The organism is Desulfosporosinus sp. I2 (assembly GCF_000960765.1).
Classification (GTDB): Bacteria; Bacillota; Desulfitobacteriia; order Desulfitobacteriales; family Desulfitobacteriaceae; genus Desulfosporosinus.
Window position 1 is genome coordinate 1 of the sequence record NZ_JYNH01000035.1, and the last position, 18,044, is coordinate 18,044.

Consider the following 18,044-nt stretch of genomic DNA (forward strand, 5'->3'; position numbering starts at 1 on the left):
GGATTTCCTTGCTCTGCTGAAGCCGTGAGTAGCTTTAGCCCTCCCTCCACATCTTTGGGAACCTCTTTGCCTTCTAGGTACAACTTACCTAGCGTATATTGCGCAAAATCGTTTTCCTGCTCGGCAGATGCTCTCAGCCATTTGACGGCTGCTTCCACATCCTTCGGGATCTCTTCTCCAAACAGATACAGCTTTCCCAGGGCATATTGGGCAAATTGATTTTCCTGTTCTGCAGACAACTTGAACAACGCCACAGCTTTGACTATATCTTTTTCTACATGGTTGCCGTCTCGGTAGAGCTTACCCAAGGCATATTGAGCCTGAGCATTGCCATTTTCCGCCGCCTTCCTCAGCCATTCCAGCGCTCTCTCTACATTTTCAAGCGCGCTATCAGCCTCAAGATAAATCTTGGCAAGTAAATACTGGGCATTCACATTGCCCAGCTTGGCGGACGGCTCTAAGTTATCGACAGCCTTGACTGCATCTTTTTCTGTGCCGGTACCCGTATAGAGCATTTGACCAAGGCGATACTGAAGCTTATCATCGTGGCTTTCGGCTTCCAACTCAGAAAAGCCGATAAAAGCATTTTTGAAATACTGATCAGCCTTCATAGCATCTATTTCTGTGCCCACTCCATTGCGGAACATTTTTGCAACTTCGTAAGAAGCGTAAACGTTCTTTTGCGCTGCAGATTTTTGATATAAAGAGAAAGCTGTCGTAAAGCTTTGTTCTACCCCTTGACCACGATAATAAAGGCCGGCCAAGGAATACTGCGCATATTTGTGATTCTTGGCAATTGCCATCTTGAACCAGTTAGCTGCTTCTTCGTAATTCTGAGGTGTCCCTAAACCCGTAGCATACATTTTACCGATTCGGTATTGGGTGTATGGTCCCGGCTTTTTTATTTCTACCTCTCTTAATGCGATAAGTGCCCTAGTGTACCATTCTTGAGCTATATCAGGATTCATCTCCACGCCAAGTCCGTCCATGTGCATCCGACCTAGATCGTGAAGAGCAAGAGCATTGCCAATTTGAGCCTCCTCTAAGAACAGACGATAGGCTTCAGTAAAGTTTTGCTCCATCTCATCACTGCCATAAAGAATCGCACGTGCTTCTTTGTACCGATCACTCCATTCCACGCTGTAGTTAGTTTCTTGGAAATCAGCGATTGTATCTTCTAAATCCTCTTTTGATGACTCTCCTTCGAGAGTACCCTCAACCTCTGTGCCTTGTTCGATTTGATTCTCGACTTCATCCCCTTCCACATTCATCACAGTATCTTCATTTATATTCTCGCTTTGCCCCTCTTCATATTCGCCTTCAATATCTTGCCCTGCGATCAATTCCTCTTCCATGGTCACCATGTTTGAAACTTTAGCCGCCGATTCCAACTTTCTAATTTGATCGGCCATGACCTTGGGATCTCCAAATTCCTTATTGAGGGCGAAAGATTCTTGCAGAGCCTCTTTAGTGAGAGCTTTATCCAGTTTCAAGTTTCTGCACTTCCTACCTTGAGGGGTGAGAAAGGTGATGTCTTTTCGGGTATCAGTCCAGACCACTTGATAGTCAAGTTTTTGCATGTTGGAAATGAAATTGACTCGGTCAGTAGAATTTTGTTTGCAGGTATCAACAGCTAAACGGAGATTATCCATCCAACTCTGTTCATCTTTCTCGGCTCTGTGCTCCCCACTGGACTCCCTCTGAGCTCCTTCATGATCAATCATGCTGATATCTTGACTTTCACTAAGTTGATCCTCGACTCCATCCTCTTCATATTCGCCTTCAATGTCTCGCCCTGAGATCAATTCTTCTTCAACAGGTACCATGTTTGAAACTTTAGTTGCCAATTCCAACCGTCTGATTTGATCGGCCATGGCCTTGGGGTCGCTAAATTCCTTATTGAGGGCGAACGATTCTTGTAGAGCCTCTTTCGTGAGGGATTTATCCAGTCTCAAGTTTCTACACTTCCTGCCTTGAGGGGTGATAAAGGTGATGTCCTTCCGGGTATCAGTCCAGACCACTTGATAGCCAAGTTTTTGCATGTTGGAAATGAAATTGACTCGGTCAGTAGAATTTTGTATGCAGGCATCCACTGCTAACCGTAGTTCGTGCATCCAACTTTCTCCTCGCTCTTTGGCCCTCCTCTCCCCTGTGGATTCTTTTTGAGTTCCTTTGTGTTCGATTATACTGAGATTGTGATTCTTACAAAGTTGATCTGAGAAGTCTTTCAACTGCTCCATCTGCCAAGGACTTTGTTGCCATTTCAAACCCGTCTCCATGTTGACAGTGTTAAAAACAAAGTGGTTGTGGAGATGTTCCTGATCCAAATGAGTTGAAACGACTATCTGAAAACCAGAGAACCGCTCAAATTCTTTTGCTAAACAAACGCCGATTTCGTGGACCTGCTGCGGTTTAACCTGCTCGGCTGGATGAAAGGATTGAACGAAGTGGATAAACTGTCTGCCGTCTTGTTTGTTGTAGGCAGCTTTAACCATTAGCATCTCTTCAAATGCCGTTTCAGGCACGCAATTAACACCCGTAACGAGATCAGTTTTATTCGGGTTCATAATATAGTCCAAGACAATCTTAGAACTGTCTTCATCTTTCAGAACCCTTTCGATGGCCATCATTTCAGTATCAAAATCATTGACTTTGATCTTCTCAGGATTCGTAATATAGTGAATTGCCTTCTGAAGACTTCTTATTTCTTTGTTCGCGCGATTAATGAATTCAATGACCGCAATATGTCCTTCACCCCATTCATATTCGATTTAAGGTGCACGAGAATTTCAGGATCTTTAATTTTCCCGATGTGACATAAATGAGTAAGCTGGTTCAGGTTGTTGGCCATTCCACTAAGCTGCCGGAGCAGCTTGGGCACGTCTTCAACAACGTAAATCATTCCTCGGTCCTCCATCTGCAGCATGTAGTCAGATAGCGCGCAATTACCGGCGGCTTTCGCTTTTTCCTTAAGTACCTTCTTTTTTTCTTCTGTGACCCAAATGACAACTCGCTTTGGTTTAGCCCTCATTCATCCTTACCTCTTAATGGTTAGATTTCCTGGTCATATTCATCTTCTACTACTTCCTCACTGACCTTGCTACTCCAAATCATATTTAGTCGTTTTGCTTCCATTTCTCTTGGGGTAAGCTCCTGATCAGCATAGGAATTCACATCTACGCCATCCTCCAGGCCCCAACGGATCTCCAGCATTTGATCTACGTCATAGGAAGGATCAGCGTACTTTGAAACATCAATTCCCTTTTCCAAACCGATCTCAATTTGTTTAAGTTGCTGTGGATCAAATCTTTCCAGTTTTCTATAATCCTCTATGCTTTTTCTTTGAATATTTTCTTGATGAGTTTCGCTTTTATCTCCATGGACTTCCAAGCCCTCACAAAGAGCTTGGTACTCCTCTAATAAAAATTTCCCACTCACAATGCAATTCTTCGAATAAATCTTTATGGCATCTTCCAATTCCTTTAAATTTTCAGAAGTCGCAAACCTAGGAAAATCCTTGCAAAAACTAATTTTTCTTGAGATTCCCGAATACAAAAATGAAGAAACTGCGAACCAATCTTTATTGTTTGACATACACTACCCGCCTTTCAATCCTCTGGTCTAAACTCGCCAATATTTGGCAGAATCTTCGAAGTTTTTCAGTATCCAAGAGGGGTTTGGGGACGCAGTCCCCATAAGAGGGTTTGGGAGGCACTCCCAACAAGCTACTTGGGTGCGTGAGCACCCAAGTAGGAAGCTTGCCATGACAAAAGACGCAATCTGGGGCGGTGATATTGAAAAAGAAACTAGGCTTTTGCTGCTTAACTTATTTGTCACTTTCAAGCTCCCAATAGCTCATTTCTACCTCCATCGCCTCAATAAGCTCATCAATGGTCTCTATCTTCTCTTCATATTCAGCAAATGCCTTAAATTCACTCACAAGACTGACAGCTACTTCGCCGCCGTTGAATATCTTGATTAGCTCTAATAACCTTAATAAGCTTGAGTTCATTACTTTTCAATGCCTCCTTTCACATCTCGGCCTCTTCTTCAAAGTCTTGTCCACCCCTCCCTTGCTCCATCTCTTTGAAAAAAGAGACTAAATCTTCGTTCCAGTCTTTCCCCTTTGGGAAGTGATGGGCTAAAGAGTAATTTGGTTTGTACTCTTCTACCCATCGGTCTAGTGCATTGCGGCCCCACTGATCGTTGTCCAAGCAAAATATGATCTGATTGATTTCAGGATGGTCTTTGAGGTAATGTTTTAAAGCAATATCTCCTAAACACCCAAGGGCTAACATGTGATCCTTATTCTCAGACTCAAAATGTCTAAGGAATGTAGCATAGCTTAATGCGTCAATAGGTGCTTCAAAGACTCGAATGGTGTTGCTTGACCCTGATATATTGAACGCAAAGGCTTTGTCTGAGTTAGCCACATCCCCCCGGTATGAGCTACCCAAAGTATTTGTGCTCCGAACTGAAGCATATCTGGCAGCGCCTTCCTTATCGTAGCCAACGAAGACACAGGATCGATGAGTGTTTTCGTAAATCTTTTTCTGTTTGACCATAGAAATAACAATGTCCTTGTCTATCTTTCGGGTGTTGATTAGATAGGCAAAGACATGTTTGTAGGTGCTATTCTTTTCGGGTAAAACAAATTCTCCTTTTTCCTCCTTTTCTTTTTCAATATCCCTTGGAACTCGATATAGCGAATCGTTTTGACTAGAGCTTAGCCCCAGTAGTTGTTTTACAGCATCAACCCAGCTTTTTTTCTCCGTGTACATGACAAATTGGATTGGCCCGCCGCCTGCATTAGCAGAAAAACAGTTCCATTTGCAACCAGCACCGTCAATACGTAAACCGCCAAAGCCGGGAACTTTGTATTCTTTAGGTGTGACTTTCTCAACAGGATAACCAGACTGACGGGCGTATTCGAGAATATTGATCTGGTTAGCCTGAGCAATCTGCTCATCGGTGAAAAGCTTTCCCATGTAGGTTCACCTCCTTTCACTTTGATTTAAGGTATTAAAAAAAGACGCAGTATTTTGCGCCTTGAGATTATTGAGTTCACTGTGTTACCATTGTTCATTTTCAAGCTTATATTTGATCTTGGATACTTCATAGATTACGCCTATGCGAAAATCCCATAAGGCTTTTAGCTTCATTCCATTATGCTGGCTATACCAGTTAACTCCATCCGTATATACATGATCAAACATTGGAGTAATATCAACTGTCTTGGCCTCGATGACTCCTTTTTTATGTCCAATTCCGGAAGAAATGGAATGAGTTCCATTATAGGCATAGCAGATATCGATATAAGTAAAATAGTAGGCTAGATGGTTTGTTCTGCTGAATTCAAAAGGATTTCTCGCTATATTCTTTATGCTATTTCTCATTCTATCTCTATTCCAGGACAGGACTAAAACACAATCATTAGCTAAATCCACTCTTTTTATCTGGGTCTCTTCAGAATCAAGCCAAATTTGATTACCCAATTCGTTCTCATAAGACAGAGGAAAGGGATAACTAATTTCTTTATCAAAGCTCTCTTTGTTGTACAAGATGGTTGTCAGCAAGTCACTTTTTAAGTCTTCCCTGATGAGGCTCAACATATAGGCTAAGATAACGTTCTGATCCTCTTTACTATGTTCATATCGTAGAGTTTGCCGAACGAAATCCATAGCATAGTTGAATTCCCAACTGGGTTGTACCTTCAGTTGCTCTTCTTTACGAAAAGTCTTTCTCCAAAAGCTTTCAAACACGTTTGTATGTACCTACCTTCCCCTTCTATTTTAAAAAGGTTGAGAGAATTCTAATGGTATTATTATAAATTCTCTTCTGAGAAAAAGGGAGATAGTGCATCAGTGAAAGCAATTCGTTGCATACTCTCAGGTACTTTTCTTCTTCAAAGGCTTTTTTGATTTGTACAAAGAAGTGAAGATATTGGAAATGGGCTATATCCCCTGCCTGATAACGAATCGCTGGAGAACATTTCGATAGTTGACTATAAAATTGGAGCAAAGCCATTTTCGCCTGTAGATTGACGTGACGATCTACATTGTTATCCCAATTATCATACGGTTGTATTATGGCTTGAAGTTTTTTATCCATTGTTCTAACTCCATTCGATAATTAACTATAGGTACGATATGGAAAGATATATAAACAATGCGGTGTTCCCGCCTTTAAAATTCAAGCTCGAAATCCTTAATATGCACTGGAGTATAGTTTGGTGTGTTTGTTACTTCGGAAGTAAAGTCATTATTTTCTCTTAACGAGTAATAGTTCACGCCACCCACGATAATGTGATCGACAATCTCTATACCCAAAGGATCAAAAATATTAACCATATTCTGAGTTACTCCAATATCTTCTCGACTAGGGGTTGTGTCTCCACTGGGATGATTGTGGGCCAGCATTATGGCTTTACAACTGCAATCTAACGCTCGTTTTAGAATTTCTCTGGGATAGATAGGAGCTTGGTTTACCGTTCCTTCGCTAAATATTTTGGTTTCGATGATTTTAAACTTTGTATCCAAAAAAGTTACCATAAATACTTCTTTGTCCCGTTTTCCCTCAAGTAAAGCTACAAAGTATTTTCCGGCATCATAAGGATTATTAAAAACCACTTTTGTCTCCTTTTCCAGTGTTCTTAGTACGTTATAGCTTTTAATGAGTTCTTTTATAAGTTCGATTTTTTCTAGTTGCCTGGGAGTTGGATTAATAAGTTGAGGGTGATCAAGGATATTAAAAAAAGAATTGGAATCAGAATACTCTTTGAGCCTGGCGTGGGAAAGGCCGGTAAGCCCGGCCAATCCATTTAGGAAATGATTTTCTAAGACTTGGTTGTGCAAGGGATTCATTCGTTAACCTCCTTGCTGTCTGCTATTAGAATTCGGATAGCGTCAAGTTTTTCCAGCAGAGGTAAGGGTAGATCAACTTGGTCAAGATGATTTAAAAGGTTTATCCCATATTGCTCAAGATAAAGTTTTAGACTATCCTTTTCATTTTCGGTTGGTTCGGTGAGCTTGATAAGTAGTTCTTTGAATTGCGTAAGGTCTTGATTTTCAGTCGGCATGATTAATGCCCCTTTCTTGTTCGAAATATAAAGTTAGCGCGCTCTCTATGATTTGCTCAATCTCAGCTGGTTTTTGACCAGCATGAAAAAATTTGGTTACCAGTTTGGGTTTAAGTTTAATTCCGGCTGGTTTCTTCGTTTTTTTGTTCTCTTCTCCATAAAGAATTGAATAAATGTTATCTCCACTTAATTTGCCTTGCTCTGATAATCCTCTCATTCTTTCCGCTTTAACCATGTCAATCTTGAAATTGTTAATTGATATAATATCCTCAATTATTTGCTGCTCGTTTTTTGATAGATAAGATAGGTAAACAGCAGGACGCAATGCTATCTTTTCTTCATCCACCCTATTCAGCAATCCCTCAATAAGAAAGTTTAATCGAATATACCGCTGGATATTAGTTCGGCTCATCCTGTTGTTATCCGCTACTTTTTCCGCACTTATCCCTCGCGGCCCCACTGGGGCCACTTGTTCATAATCCCTGTATTCATGCGGGTTTTGTGGCATTTTCAGTGCATTAATTAGCTCTTGTTTTTTTCCGGTTGCTTTGGCTGCTTCAAGCTGCATTTTTAAGGATTTCGCTAATTCTGACGGTAACATATCCGAGGGTGATCGCTGTTCGAAATTGGAAATAGTAACGATTAATGAGGCTTCATCATCACTGATATTTTCCCGAATGTCTGCTCTGATTTTAGTAAGCCCGGCTAAACGGGAGGCATTGACACGGTTGTGCCCGGCTAAAATCTCAAATTTATCGTCAGCAATTGGCCTAACGACAATGGGTTGAATGACACCGTTTTCTTTGATACTTTCTACCATGTTTTCTAAACGTTCGCCAGTATAAAGTTTAAACGGATGATTTGTAAAAGGAACAAGGTTGGCAATCTCTAATTCAGTGATCGCTTCCTTGTTCCTTTCTATAGGTGTTTCTTTAATCGGACCACCAAACATATCTTCCAAAGATAAGAGTTTTCTTTCACTCATTCGCCTCATACTCCTTTGCAAAGTTCTTGTAGGCTACAGCAACTTTGCCTTTAGGGTCAAATTCTATAATGCTCTTGTAATTAAGAACAGCTTCACCCACTTTGACGCTAACAGGAATTTTGCTTTCGTAGATTTTAATATGACTGCCGTATGAGTCGTTGATGAGGGTGACGATTTCTTTACTTAGTTTCGTACGCTCAGTGAACATGGTGATGAGTATCCCATCAATCTCAATTGCAGGATTTATACGACGCTTGACTCGGATAATGTTCCTTAGTAGCAGTTCTAAGCCTTTGGCAGATAGATACTGGGGAGCTGCAGGAATCAGGACCCGATCACAGGCAGCCAGAGCGTTAATCGTTAGCATACCTAATGAGGGCATGCAGTCGATGATGATGTAATCATAGAAGGGTCTAAGTTGATCAAGGATGGCCTTTAAAGTAATCTCTCTGCTCATGGCATTAACTAGATTAACCTCTATAGCTGCTAATTCTATACTGCACGGCAGGATATCGAGGTTACTGAAGGAAAGAATGTAATCACTTCTCAGAGGCAGTTCTTTTTCTTCGAGGATATCTGCCATAAGGTGATAGAGCGTTATGGGAAGCTCGTCTGGTTGGTCGATACCAAAACTCATGGTGAGATTAGACTGGGGATCGCAGTCAACGAGTAGAACCCTTTTACCTTTCTCGGCAAGGGAATAACCAAGGTTGATGGTAGTGGTAGTTTTGCCTACGCCTCCTTTTTGGTTGGCTATGGCAATAATTTCGCATTGATTCATTGACTTCATCGTTCCTTTCGTAAAATAGCGTTTACGCCGGGCTTGTGACCGGCTAGCCGCATTACCCGCCCGCGATGGGCGGTCACTCTGCGATTAAAGATAAAACCCCTCAGAGCATTTTCTGAGGGGTTAATTTTCTTTATATCGTCTAAGATATTCTCTTGAAAATCAAAAACATTGGCCAATGAGAGTTGATTAAAATAGGACAATGTGTTCACTCCATCCTTGTTAGAGATTATAACGTATAAATTCATTTTCAATAGGTCTAATTCTACCTGTACAAAGGTCATCTGCGATACCAATTGAATTACAGTTTTCCTTATTTGGATGGATGCACTCAATCACGTCTGTGTTAAGAGGTATATATGCCAACCTTTGAAAACAACAAATCATACAATTAGAGCAATCAGTGACTACTAGATCTTCATCAAGAATCTCTGTTTTTCTTATAAACGGAACATTGTACATTGAGTCAAACTTTGAATGTCGTCTATTGTAAATAAAGCGTTCTAACAGAACTCCAATCACTGGTATTTTAAGAATAAGCATAATTACTCATCCTCTCTATTTTTAATCCTTCAGCACCAAAAATGAAATACCGGCTACATAGAAATACAAAGGGGCATACTGCCATATCACCCTTTAAGGGTAGTCTTTCCTTCATGGAGAAACGGCGACCTTGTTGTGTCTTGGAAGATTTGAGTCCTTCTGCCTTATTGCCCTTTAATAATAAGATCCGGGCAGGATGAGTAACGAGAGTTGCTTAAGGTTCAAGAGGATACCTCTTCTTTTGGTCCTTCCGGTAATGGCCGCCAATGCGTGATCGAGTCGAGAAAGAATCCTGTGTTGTCAGGAATCCCGTGCCATTCTCCATCCACATATTCTGCTCGATAGATATTGTCACCATCCCAAATCAGTACCATTGTGTATTCTTCCGGCAATTGCTCATTTACGGATAACCAGCCATCTTGATACGTTAATATTGGGATATCCCCTTCAGGCCATTCTCCTTTCGCAATCTGTCCGTTCTTTAAAATTTCGTACTGATTTCCTGCTTGGATTTCTCTTATAGGATCAATTATGGCCATTTCCTTTTCAAATTTACTATGATCCTTAAGAAAAGACTGTTTCTCAAAGTAACTCATTCCCACTCCTTTGGAGGATTTTCTTTGATCGGTACTAAGACATGTTTCATTTGCCATCTTTGCTGTTCTCCACCCTTCTCTAAATATCGCTAGCAATCGGCCGGGCTTGTGACCGGCTTGCCGCATTACCCGCCCTGGTAGGCGGTCACTCTGCGCTCAAAAAAGCCCCTCAGTTTAAATATTACTGAGAGGCTTACATTTAGATATCAGTCTAATGGCTTTAGAAATACCGATAATACTGGGTTTTACTCAATATGCCGTTCTTCCCATCTCTTTATTTTGGCATAATCATTAAGGTCACCCTGTGCTTCATCGAACGTTTTTCTCCAAGGTAAAATATTCAAGCACTTCCATCCTGCCTTCCCTGGCTTTTGATACCGTGCCTTGAAATATATTTTTTCACGAAACGGCAACTAGTAATTTCTGTTTTCAGGAACCCTGTTGGACATAGCGTGTTATCCGGTTTATGAAGATTGGGGCACATACAACATCTAAACTTTTCGCAGACATTGGTCTCGACTATTTTCTGATTTTCCAGCATCGTATTTCTCATCTCCTTAAAAACATTAGGCTATAACAGTTTTTTCTTCACCGTCTTGAGTTGTAGGACTAACCCAAATTGTATCCATACTCAGCTCAAACTCTACTTTCTCATCAGCTTTTGCCAAAGCCATGAGCGTTGACATACACACCGCCTCTGCAGCGTCTGGAGGATAAGCATTCCCGATATATTCTCGAGCCTTGGCATCGGAGCATCCCTCAATCTGAAAGGGTCTTCCGTCAGGCAAATGGGTTGAGAAAGATTGCAGCATGGCTAATTCATAGGTTGTCAAAGGTCTGTGCCAGGTTCCATCTTCTGAGATAATAATCCAAACTCCCCGATCTGTATCCTCAGGTAGTCTGGGATCAGCGACGGCGGCTGTACCGGAATGAATATCTCCACTTCCTGTCACAGTTTTTGAAGTCTGATTCCAAGCTTGAACACCATAGGAGCCGGATCGAGGGGTGCAGCTAAGACGAGGATCAGCAATGACCTGAGCTCCACTCTGGATATCTGTCACGCCTGTTACCGTATTCCCTGTTTTTTTCCACTGTTGGATTCGATATTTGTCTGTATATCTACCTGGGCGGTTAGAAATTCTTGGATCGGCAACAGCCAATGCCCCGCTACCAAACCGAGTTCTTGTAATGCATAGAGATGACTCATCTATTCTAACCACTTTATATACTCCTGGATGTCTTCCATTTCTTTGCATCAATCTCGGGTCACTAATACTAATACAGCCATTAGTAGGACCGATTGCTCCTGTTATGGTTGGACCTACCTGATCAAAACAGCAAACTCGATATATGGATGCGTGAGTATCATTTTTATAATTTGTCCTGGGATCAGCTATGGCAGCACATCCACTGCTTCCATTAACCTTTGCCCTAGCTGTAATAGTTCTGGATGGTCTTTTCCATGACTGAACACCGTATGCTCCACCTCCACGCGGAACATAGGTTATCCCGTAGTTCTGCCATTCTAATTCGTTAAGGTCGCGCCAGTCACCACCAGCACGAATGAGTGCTAGTCTTACCCATGTTTTCCATTGCAACTGTGGAAGACGGTGCAGCCATCCGCAAGCAGCAGTATCTCCAGGTGAAGGCAAAGGCCCGATGACATCCCCGATTGTCCTTAATGGCTTTTTCGGGGGAAGATAGATGAAGTTGGGTATTTTGTTTTCTTGTCTGGCCATGATTTGGAAACGAATCCGATTTTGACCCAACTCTCCTACTTCGCCAAGATTGTGACTTGGGTTCATATCAACTGCGTAACCGTATTTTTTGAGTAGATTTTTAATTGCGGCCAGAATAATTTTACCTCGGCTCGTAATGCGGGGAACGTTTTCAAAATGAATGATCTCAGGTACTTTTCCACCGTAAACATCACATGCACTTAGCGTTAATTCTAGTCCTCGCAGCGTAAGCAAATTCAATGCCTGGTATTTCTCTGTTTCGGCTGATTTTGCCGGCAATAGTCCGGAAAGTCCCTTGCACGGAGGGCTGAGAAATACTTTATTGGGGACTTGATACCCAAAGGCCACCCATAGATCCCCTGGAGTAACTTCCTGCCAGTCTTCGGGTGGTTCTTGGGCATGGAAGCTGATGTATTGCTCCCTGCTGAATAGATCCATTACTTTGGCAGTTGACTCGCCGGTAATGAGATCATGGTTTTGGCAGGCTAGGGGGTCACAATCAATAGCTACAAGTAATCTGTATTTGTAAACTTGACCAGCGTATTCCACCTTTGTTCTAGTAGCACCGGCAGAAAACCCGCCGATGCCACCGAATAGGACAGCTAGGGTTTTTTCTTGCATGGGATCACCTCTAAATTAAATTTCTAAAGCAAAAACAGTAGGAATAATCCTACTGCTCTTAAAGTTCATTTTCCCAGTCATCTTCTATTTCCTGGTCATTTCTTATTTCCCATTCGCGTTCATTACCTGTTGATAAATTCTCTCTTTCCTGAAAGTTTGATCTTAGATTTTCTTTGTATATGTTCGCAAGCATTAAATTATTTTCCTTGAATGAGGATATATAGGCACCCATTAATTGCCTACTATTAAATTCGGAATAATTAAGAACATATCCGGCCTCTTTTGCCAAACAACGTATGAATTCTCTGGTGGATCGACCATTCCCTTCCCGAAACGGATGATAGGCATTAATTTCAGATGTGTAGAAAGCTAGCCTATCACTAAATTTATCAAAGCCTAAGTCTTTAAGATGATCTTCTTTTTTCAACTGCCTAAATAGACCATTGCATAGAGGCTCGATGAACTGTTGAAGGGCAAACACTGAATTTCCTTTAGCAATGTTTACAACTCGAATTTGACCAGCCCAATCATAGATGTCTTGAAAAATATAATGATGTATTTTCTTTAGGTGGGGCAAATCAAAGTTACCTTGAATAGGATTCTTTTCTAAGGCTGCCAATCGAAAAAAAGTAAGTCCCCGTTCCATATCATGCAATTTTTCTGAATCACGGATTCCTAATTTATTTTTTAATATATCCGTTCCTGGATAGCAATACTCAAATTGTCCCATTCACAACCCACCTTTAATCCGCCTCACTACCTCGTCTTCAGATAAGGAGCCTTCGAGATATTGCTTGACTAATTCAGTTTCTTTTTCAGTAACCTCAAAGCCCTCGATAGCCATCGTTGTCTTTGCATTCGCTAGGATTAGCTTGATTTCTTCAGGAGATCGTTTCTTACTTGCTTTCATTTCATCACCACCATCCAAAATTACTTTATATCTAAAATGGAATAATCTACAATATCCATTATAACCTTTTTGATTTGTTTTTGACTTGATTTTGACTTATAATGTGCTTAAGATTTTTCTTTGGCCCTCGGCTCTGTCCGGGGCTTTTTCTTTTTGTAGACCGGCTATTCGCAGTAGTCGGTTACTCATGATACCGGCTATTTCAAAATCTACAGTATCATCATCAATGATCTGTGTTCTCTTTTTGTTGGCATACATAAGGGCGTAGGTCGGTTCGTCTGGTTTGATTAAGGATTCTCCCCTCCAAGGATTGTCCGCATCGGGATATCTTGCGTCTGATGCTACCTCCACTTCTACCGGTAACTTTTCGGCAGCCCAGGATTCAACTTGTTCGGTGTGATGCTGCATGACTTTGTTTTTTTGGTCATAGCTTGAAAGCTGCTGATTTGCATTGAGATCGGGATCGGCCCAGCCCTTTCTATCGTTCATTTTCTCGTAAGCTTGTTCAACGTCATCCCGCAGCTGCTTGGCCTGGTGGGCCAGGTTATTTGTTTCTTCCCAGCTGAGCCCTATAGATTTATAGAGTTTCTTTTTGATCCTGATCAGTTCCTTGGCTTTCATCAGAAACTCCCAGGCCTCTTCCCCATTCCAGGTGTACCGGAGTGCTGTATGTAGTTGAATCTTAAGTTCGAGTTCCAGCACACGCAGGACAGATTCTCTGGTAAAGATATTGCCAGCCACCTTAACATCAAAGCTTGGCATTGGGCTTAGTTGTGCCACTCCTTCCCCTACATAAACTCCTAACGATTCTTTGATTGTTGCTTTAATCCGACTCTCCATAAGCCTAATGGGCTGACTCAACCAGTCTTTTTTTTGCAACTCCAATCGTGATCGGCGGGCAGCCTCTTTTGCCTTCTTTTCTTTTTCAGTATCTTTCGGGGCTTTTTTTTGCCCTGCTCTTTCGGCTAGAGCTGCTATGAGAGCTGCTTTGGGAACAACTGCAAGTTCTGGGTTTTCGGTGATGTTTTGGAGGGCCAGGCGAACGGTTTTAGACTTGGCATTAAGACCCACTTTATCCTGAGATAATTCCGGCCAGATGGCCTGGGCCAGTTCTGATGATGAGGCCGTAGCCATGCCAGTGATAAGTTTCTCCGCGACCATCTGGATGATTTCCATTCGATCAGCTCTGATGAAACTGTTTTTTCTGCCCATCGGACGCCCGATGTTTTTCTGTACAGCCTGATTTTTTGTATTTGCCTTGGACATAGCTTCGCCCACACCCTTCCGTCCGACTTTACCGAACCTCTACTGAACATATTAAATTGCGGCTAATTGGGTTCCCGCGACCTCCCGGATGGAGGTTTCGATCCGTACCCAGCGGACCCAAGGCGTATTGACGCTCATCAGGCGGGCGAATTATGTTTGATGAAATATTCAGCATCTGCAGCTTTCTGGCGTATCATTCTAAGGTAATCTAGAGCACATTCATAATTGCCTTTTTTAACATCTTCTGTGATCCGCTTCACCCGATCACAGAGGTATTCAGTTTCCCATACCTTTTCAAACGAACTAATATCCAATTAAACCATTCCTTTCAAACCAGTTTCAGCAGCCTCGACCGTTACTCTTGTTACTTATAGCTCCTCTCCTTTATCTATCAGTTCTTTAATAACGTTTATGCATTCTTCTCTGGTCTGGTTTGTCTTTCCCTCATTTTCATCTATGTATCTTTCATATACATCCTCAAAATAATCCTCATCTTCGAGCATGTCCGCAATGTCTTCCAGGGTATAGTCATGGTTATAAAGGTAGTGAATAAAGTTGGTATAGTGCTCACTCATGCCAAAAGCCCTCTCATACCACTCACTGGCAAGGTCACTCTCATCAGATCCATTAGTATGCCAATCAGTTAAGTCCCCAACAAAAGATGATAAAAGCTCTCCGGCACTCTTGAATCCTGCTTTGTAAGCCAGTAGTTTTAAACTGCTATACTCTTTATCAGTAAGACTGACCTTTAAACCTTTTCTTATCCTGTCTGTCTGCAAGTCCTCATTCTGCTCCTTTGCTCTAAGTAAATAGTATTCGTTCATGCTTTTTTCTCCTTCCGAACTTATTCCCAGCAGAGCCAGCCGAGGATCTCTTTAGTACGTTCCTGTCTGATCAGGAAGCAGCCTTTAAATCTTTTATAAGGTTATCTGGTTTCACTACCGCTTCAAGCGAAATATAGCCCTTTGAAAGTGATATGGGTATTGATATTCCATAATAAAAATTCAGATTGCCATATTCGGCGACTTTGAAATCATCGATTGGGGCAATCATTGTGAGTCCATGATCATACCTAAATAAGAACGGATATCCGAGAGCTTTAATCGTTTCCTCTATACACTTGATGATGGAATTGTCCTTAATTGGTTTTCTTGTTTGAGGTCTAACCTTACTCATAACAGCCATTCCCCTCCTCGTGAAATATCCTTCACCTTTCTTTAAACAACCTTTTATTTAGTGCTTGGGTTTGGTGCATCGAAATCCTCTCATTGTTTTTATCTTTTAAGAGCTGATTACCAAAATATTAGCAAACAGGTCAATTGTTGCATAAGGATGGGGGTGGGGTACGGTTCTAACTAAGACCCTTATATTCAGTTCTTTTTCATCCTGACCCCTCCATTCTCTTTTCTGCCTCATAAAAAGATAGGAAGTATACCTGTTTGATGGTAAAATATTACTGAATATGATTAATCTCAAAGTTAAATGTAGTTAAGGGCTAAGTATTCAACATTATCTACTTCTGAATTTCTTTAGGACTAACAAAGATTTTTAACTCAACAAGCTTTTTACACCGCTTACAGATAATGCTTAAGATTATTGAACCTTTAAGTTCATATTCTCCCAGGAGTTTGCCGCACGAGGGACATCGTATTTGATTCATCCTGCCATCCTCCATCCATCGGCTTGTGTATATCTTCACCCATCCATTGCCGTAGAGCATCACGAGATATTTTGATGATCCTTCCAAATCGCCTAGCAGGAAAATCCTTAGTTCGAGACAGATCATAAATCTGTTGAGTTCCTACATCAACTAATTCAGCTACTTGCTCTACTGAAAGAACTAAGGGCAAGCCTTCCCATCTTATTTCAATTGTAGATTGTGGTTTGATTGGAATGTTATCCATGGAAATTCTCCTTTCTAAGAAAACCATTCTTCAATATGGAAAAAAACATCCCCATATAATTTAGAAATTGCATTTATTTCTCACGCTAAATATCTTGTCGCACCAAGGTTTACGTTTGATCTCCGACTCTTTTTTTTCTTTTTTCATAAAATCGCTGCACTGTATGGCTTTTCGTACCCATCAGTCTCGTAATTCAATTGTTTTATTTCGATATCTGCTCGAGACAAAAAATTATTTACATTCTTCTCCAGAATTTCAACCAATTCGGCAGATTGGGTCTTTATCCGAGTATTTGACATAGCAACTCCTTTCTTAAGCAGTTTCAGTTTAAATAATGTGCATTTCATGAGAATCACTAATTAAAAAAATTGTATTTATTGAACCGTCTACCACTTTGGCTATTTTGAGCGCTAACTCAACAGGAACATTCTTGATTTTTCCACGTTCAATTTTGTTATAAACAGTACGATCAACACCAACTCTTTCAGCAACCTGTTCCTGTGTTAAATGGGCCTTTTTTCTCGCACTGTAAAGTGCTGTTCTCAAATCTTTTACCTCACTTCCTTCTTGCTGTGCACCATATACACATATTATATGTGTATATGGTGCACAGGTCAATATATTTATCTGCTGGTATTCGCTATTTTTGCGAATTTGTTGATATTCAGCACAAATAAAGCTATTCTTAGCACTAAGGAGTGTGAAGCATGGGCACATTAGGAGACCGTTTAAAAAAGCTAAGACAAGAAAGAACGGATAAACCACGACAGGAAGACGTTGCTGTAGCTACAGGCTATTCAAGAGCTACGTACGCTAACTGGGAAATCGGCCGCGGAGAACCAGATCACAATGCTTTACGAGCCTTGTCCAAGTATTTTAACTGCACAACTGATTATCTCCTTGGGCTATCCGATCAACATAGGCCATCTCCCCCGAAAAACAATGAAAAAGATGAAGAAATCGAATTGAATTTTAGAATTGCTGCCAATAATGAAGATGGATATGGTCAAGAGCCATCGCCTGAACTTAAACGATTCGTTCAGGAAATCATTAAAGAAGAATTATATAAAGTTAGAAAAAAATGAAACTACCACCCATACGGGAAGGTAGTTTCATTTTTTTACATTCGACATATATAGATATACTGTGACAGAAGGTGACATCATGAAGAAGCTTTGGGATATTGTAATTAAAGAAAGAATAGAGATACGTTATAAAGACTTTTCCTCGTTACCAGAGAATATCAATGGACTTTATATTTACGACCAAAGGCTAGGACCATTGATTATCCTTGATAAAGATCTCCATCACTCGTATAGGTTGCACAAGTGTGTATTAGCTGAAGAGATAGGACATTTTTACACTGCAGCACGCACTAATCTATTAACAGTCCACACTTCTGCCAATCTCCAGACCATGGAGGCCCAAGATGAGCGGAAAGCCGCTCAATGGGCCACAGACTTCTTAATACCTGACAGTGAACTTGTAAATGCCCTGGAATCAGGCTGTCGAAGTTGCTTTGAATTGGCCGAATACTTTAACGTTACCGAATGGTTTATGTATCGCAAGTTAGGACTGCTAAAAATGTGTTTCCTTAATCATATGCATTGAGAGC

Annotated in this window: 25 protein-coding genes; 2 read left to right on the plus strand and 23 right to left on the minus strand. The window is 41.2% G+C overall.

Going from position 1 to position 18,044, the window contains the following annotated elements; translation table 11 throughout:
• From UF75_RS10235 to UF75_RS27015, 23 genes are all read right to left on the minus strand, one after another.
• Positions 1-2,630: relaxase/mobilization nuclease domain-containing protein (locus UF75_RS10235; protein WP_052693136.1), on the minus strand; the 2,630-nt coding region annotated here is incomplete at its 3' end.
• A gap of 71 nt (positions 2,631-2,701) precedes the next feature.
• A complete protein-coding gene (locus tag UF75_RS10240; RefSeq protein WP_045574513.1) occupies positions 2,702-3,031 on the minus strand; it encodes a MobC family plasmid mobilization relaxosome protein in 330 nt (109 codons plus the stop codon).
• Positions 3,032-3,051: 20 nt separating this feature from the next.
• Positions 3,052-3,594, minus strand: a complete 543-nt coding sequence (locus tag UF75_RS10245) for a hypothetical protein (RefSeq protein ID WP_045574514.1) — start codon at positions 3,592-3,594, stop codon at positions 3,052-3,054.
• Between the two features lie 232 nt (positions 3,595-3,826).
• The gene (locus tag UF75_RS10250; RefSeq protein ID WP_045574515.1) at positions 3,827-4,012 is read right to left on the minus strand and encodes a hypothetical protein; all 186 of its coding nucleotides are present in this window, start codon (positions 4,010-4,012) and stop codon (positions 3,827-3,829) included.
• Positions 4,013-4,031: 19 nt separating this feature from the next.
• Entirely contained in the window at positions 4,032-4,988 is a 957-nt protein-coding gene (locus tag UF75_RS10255) for a DUF3991 and TOPRIM domain-containing protein (protein WP_045574516.1), read from the minus strand.
• 84 nt (positions 4,989-5,072) lie between these two features.
• Positions 5,073-5,762 carry a DUF6710 family protein gene (locus UF75_RS10260; protein ID WP_082075093.1) on the minus strand — a complete coding sequence of 230 codons (690 nt, stop codon included), beginning with the start codon at positions 5,760-5,762 and terminating at the stop codon, positions 5,073-5,075.
• A 25-nt stretch (positions 5,763-5,787) separates the two neighbouring features.
• Entirely contained in the window at positions 5,788-6,111 is a 324-nt protein-coding gene (locus UF75_RS10265; RefSeq protein WP_045574517.1) for a hypothetical protein, read from the minus strand.
• 74 nt (positions 6,112-6,185) lie between these two features.
• A complete protein-coding gene (locus UF75_RS10270) occupies positions 6,186-6,863 on the minus strand; it encodes a JAB domain-containing protein (RefSeq protein ID WP_052693137.1) in 678 nt (225 codons plus the stop codon).
• Complete coding sequence (locus UF75_RS10275; RefSeq protein ID WP_045574518.1) at positions 6,860-7,078, minus strand: hypothetical protein; 219 nt, start codon at positions 7,076-7,078, stop codon at positions 6,860-6,862. Before UF75_RS10275 ends, UF75_RS10270 begins: the two co-directional genes overlap by 4 nt.
• A complete protein-coding gene (locus tag UF75_RS10280; RefSeq protein ID WP_052693139.1) occupies positions 7,068-8,063 on the minus strand; it encodes a ParB/RepB/Spo0J family partition protein in 996 nt (331 codons plus the stop codon). Before UF75_RS10280 ends, UF75_RS10275 begins: the two co-directional genes overlap by 11 nt.
• Positions 8,056-8,844 (minus strand): ParA family protein, encoded by a 789-nt coding sequence (locus UF75_RS10285; RefSeq protein ID WP_045574543.1) that lies wholly within the window; start codon positions 8,842-8,844, stop codon positions 8,056-8,058. The genes UF75_RS10280 and UF75_RS10285 overlap by 8 nt, the downstream gene beginning before the upstream one ends.
• Positions 8,845-8,849: 5 nt before the next feature.
• Positions 8,850-9,053 (minus strand): hypothetical protein, encoded by a 204-nt coding sequence (locus tag UF75_RS10290; RefSeq protein WP_045574519.1) that lies wholly within the window; start codon positions 9,051-9,053, stop codon positions 8,850-8,852.
• Between the two features lie 561 nt (positions 9,054-9,614).
• Positions 9,615-10,046 (minus strand): DUF551 domain-containing protein, encoded by a 432-nt coding sequence (locus UF75_RS10300; protein ID WP_045574521.1) that lies wholly within the window; start codon positions 10,044-10,046, stop codon positions 9,615-9,617.
• A gap of 509 nt (positions 10,047-10,555) precedes the next feature.
• Positions 10,556-12,349, minus strand: a complete 1,794-nt coding sequence (locus tag UF75_RS10310) for a DNA cytosine methyltransferase (RefSeq protein WP_045574523.1) — start codon at positions 12,347-12,349, stop codon at positions 10,556-10,558.
• A gap of 58 nt (positions 12,350-12,407) precedes the next feature.
• Positions 12,408-13,079, minus strand: a complete 672-nt coding sequence (locus UF75_RS10315) for a Fic family protein (RefSeq protein ID WP_045574524.1) — start codon at positions 13,077-13,079, stop codon at positions 12,408-12,410.
• Positions 13,080-13,259 (minus strand): hypothetical protein, encoded by a 180-nt coding sequence (locus UF75_RS10320; RefSeq protein WP_045574525.1) that lies wholly within the window; start codon positions 13,257-13,259, stop codon positions 13,080-13,082.
• A gap of 96 nt (positions 13,260-13,355) precedes the next feature.
• Positions 13,356-14,525 carry a hypothetical protein gene (locus UF75_RS10325; RefSeq protein WP_052693141.1) on the minus strand — a complete coding sequence of 390 codons (1,170 nt, stop codon included), beginning with the start codon at positions 14,523-14,525 and terminating at the stop codon, positions 13,356-13,358.
• A 137-nt stretch (positions 14,526-14,662) separates the two neighbouring features.
• Positions 14,663-14,839 (minus strand): hypothetical protein, encoded by a 177-nt coding sequence (locus UF75_RS28180; protein ID WP_156146367.1) that lies wholly within the window; start codon positions 14,837-14,839, stop codon positions 14,663-14,665.
• Positions 14,840-14,893: 54 nt separating this feature from the next.
• Positions 14,894-15,349: a hypothetical protein gene (locus UF75_RS10330; RefSeq protein ID WP_045574526.1), complete on the minus strand. Its 456-nt coding sequence runs from the start codon at positions 15,347-15,349 to the stop codon at positions 14,894-14,896.
• Between the two features lie 70 nt (positions 15,350-15,419).
• A complete protein-coding gene (locus UF75_RS10335) occupies positions 15,420-15,701 on the minus strand; it encodes a hypothetical protein (protein ID WP_045574527.1) in 282 nt (93 codons plus the stop codon).
• A 434-nt stretch (positions 15,702-16,135) separates the two neighbouring features.
• Positions 16,136-16,429: a helix-turn-helix domain-containing protein gene (locus UF75_RS10340; RefSeq protein ID WP_052693143.1), complete on the minus strand. Its 294-nt coding sequence runs from the start codon at positions 16,427-16,429 to the stop codon at positions 16,136-16,138.
• A 143-nt stretch (positions 16,430-16,572) separates the two neighbouring features.
• Complete coding sequence (locus UF75_RS27010) at positions 16,573-16,728, minus strand: hypothetical protein (protein ID WP_156146369.1); 156 nt, start codon at positions 16,726-16,728, stop codon at positions 16,573-16,575.
• 28 nt (positions 16,729-16,756) lie between these two features.
• Entirely contained in the window at positions 16,757-17,047 is a 291-nt protein-coding gene (locus UF75_RS27015; protein ID WP_176716283.1) for a helix-turn-helix domain-containing protein, read from the minus strand.
• 89 nt (positions 17,048-17,136) lie between these two features.
• Here UF75_RS27015 and UF75_RS26225 point away from each other — a divergent pair, with 89 nt between their 5' ends.
• Positions 17,137-17,514 (plus strand): helix-turn-helix domain-containing protein, encoded by a 378-nt coding sequence (locus tag UF75_RS26225; RefSeq protein ID WP_052693145.1) that lies wholly within the window; start codon positions 17,137-17,139, stop codon positions 17,512-17,514.
• Positions 17,515-17,593: 79 nt separating this feature from the next.
• Entirely contained in the window at positions 17,594-18,040 is a 447-nt protein-coding gene (locus tag UF75_RS10355; RefSeq protein ID WP_045574529.1) for an ImmA/IrrE family metallo-endopeptidase, read from the plus strand.
• Positions 18,041-18,044 lie beyond the last annotated feature (4 nt).

What these genes read in the sequence shown, in the direction of transcription:
- UF75_RS10240 (WP_045574513.1), bottom strand. Translation starts at nt 3,031, where the DNA reads ATGAGGGCTAAACCAAAGCGAGTTGTCATTTGGGTCACAGAAGAAAAA.
- UF75_RS10245 (WP_045574514.1), bottom strand. Translation starts at nt 3,594, where the DNA reads ATGTCAAACAATAAAGATTGGTTCGCAGTTTCTTCATTTTTGTATTCG.
- UF75_RS10250 (WP_045574515.1), bottom strand. Translation starts at nt 4,012, where the DNA reads ATGAACTCAAGCTTATTAAGGTTATTAGAGCTAATCAAGATATTCAAC.
- UF75_RS10255 (WP_045574516.1), bottom strand. Translation starts at nt 4,988, where the DNA reads ATGGGAAAGCTTTTCACCGATGAGCAGATTGCTCAGGCTAACCAGATC.
- UF75_RS10265 (WP_045574517.1), bottom strand. Translation starts at nt 6,111, where the DNA reads ATGGATAAAAAACTTCAAGCCATAATACAACCGTATGATAATTGGGAT.
- UF75_RS10270 (WP_052693137.1), bottom strand. Translation starts at nt 6,863, where the DNA reads ATGAATCCCTTGCACAACCAAGTCTTAGAAAATCATTTCCTAAATGGA.
- UF75_RS10275 (WP_045574518.1), bottom strand. Translation starts at nt 7,078, where the DNA reads ATGCCGACTGAAAATCAAGACCTTACGCAATTCAAAGAACTACTTATC.
- UF75_RS10280 (WP_052693139.1), bottom strand. Translation starts at nt 8,063, where the DNA reads ATGAGTGAAAGAAAACTCTTATCTTTGGAAGATATGTTTGGTGGTCCG.
- UF75_RS10285 (WP_045574543.1), bottom strand. Translation starts at nt 8,844, where the DNA reads ATGAATCAATGCGAAATTATTGCCATAGCCAACCAAAAAGGAGGCGTA.
- UF75_RS10300 (WP_045574521.1), bottom strand. Translation starts at nt 10,046, where the DNA reads ATGGCAAATGAAACATGTCTTAGTACCGATCAAAGAAAATCCTCCAAA.
- UF75_RS10310 (WP_045574523.1), bottom strand. Translation starts at nt 12,349, where the DNA reads ATGCAAGAAAAAACCCTAGCTGTCCTATTCGGTGGCATCGGCGGGTTT.
- UF75_RS10315 (WP_045574524.1), bottom strand. Translation starts at nt 13,079, where the DNA reads ATGGGACAATTTGAGTATTGCTATCCAGGAACGGATATATTAAAAAAT.
- UF75_RS10320 (WP_045574525.1), bottom strand. Translation starts at nt 13,259, where the DNA reads ATGAAAGCAAGTAAGAAACGATCTCCTGAAGAAATCAAGCTAATCCTA.
- UF75_RS10325 (WP_052693141.1), bottom strand. Translation starts at nt 14,525, where the DNA reads ATGTCCAAGGCAAATACAAAAAATCAGGCTGTACAGAAAAACATCGGG.
- UF75_RS10330 (WP_045574526.1), bottom strand. Translation starts at nt 15,349, where the DNA reads ATGAACGAATACTATTTACTTAGAGCAAAGGAGCAGAATGAGGACTTG.
- UF75_RS10335 (WP_045574527.1), bottom strand. Translation starts at nt 15,701, where the DNA reads ATGAGTAAGGTTAGACCTCAAACAAGAAAACCAATTAAGGACAATTCC.
- UF75_RS10340 (WP_052693143.1), bottom strand. Translation starts at nt 16,429, where the DNA reads ATGGATAACATTCCAATCAAACCACAATCTACAATTGAAATAAGATGG.
- UF75_RS27010 (WP_156146369.1), bottom strand. Translation starts at nt 16,728, where the DNA reads ATGTCAAATACTCGGATAAAGACCCAATCTGCCGAATTGGTTGAAATT.
- UF75_RS26225 (WP_052693145.1), top strand. Translation starts at nt 17,137, where the DNA reads ATGGGCACATTAGGAGACCGTTTAAAAAAGCTAAGACAAGAAAGAACG.
- UF75_RS10355 (WP_045574529.1), top strand. Translation starts at nt 17,594, where the DNA reads ATGAAGAAGCTTTGGGATATTGTAATTAAAGAAAGAATAGAGATACGT.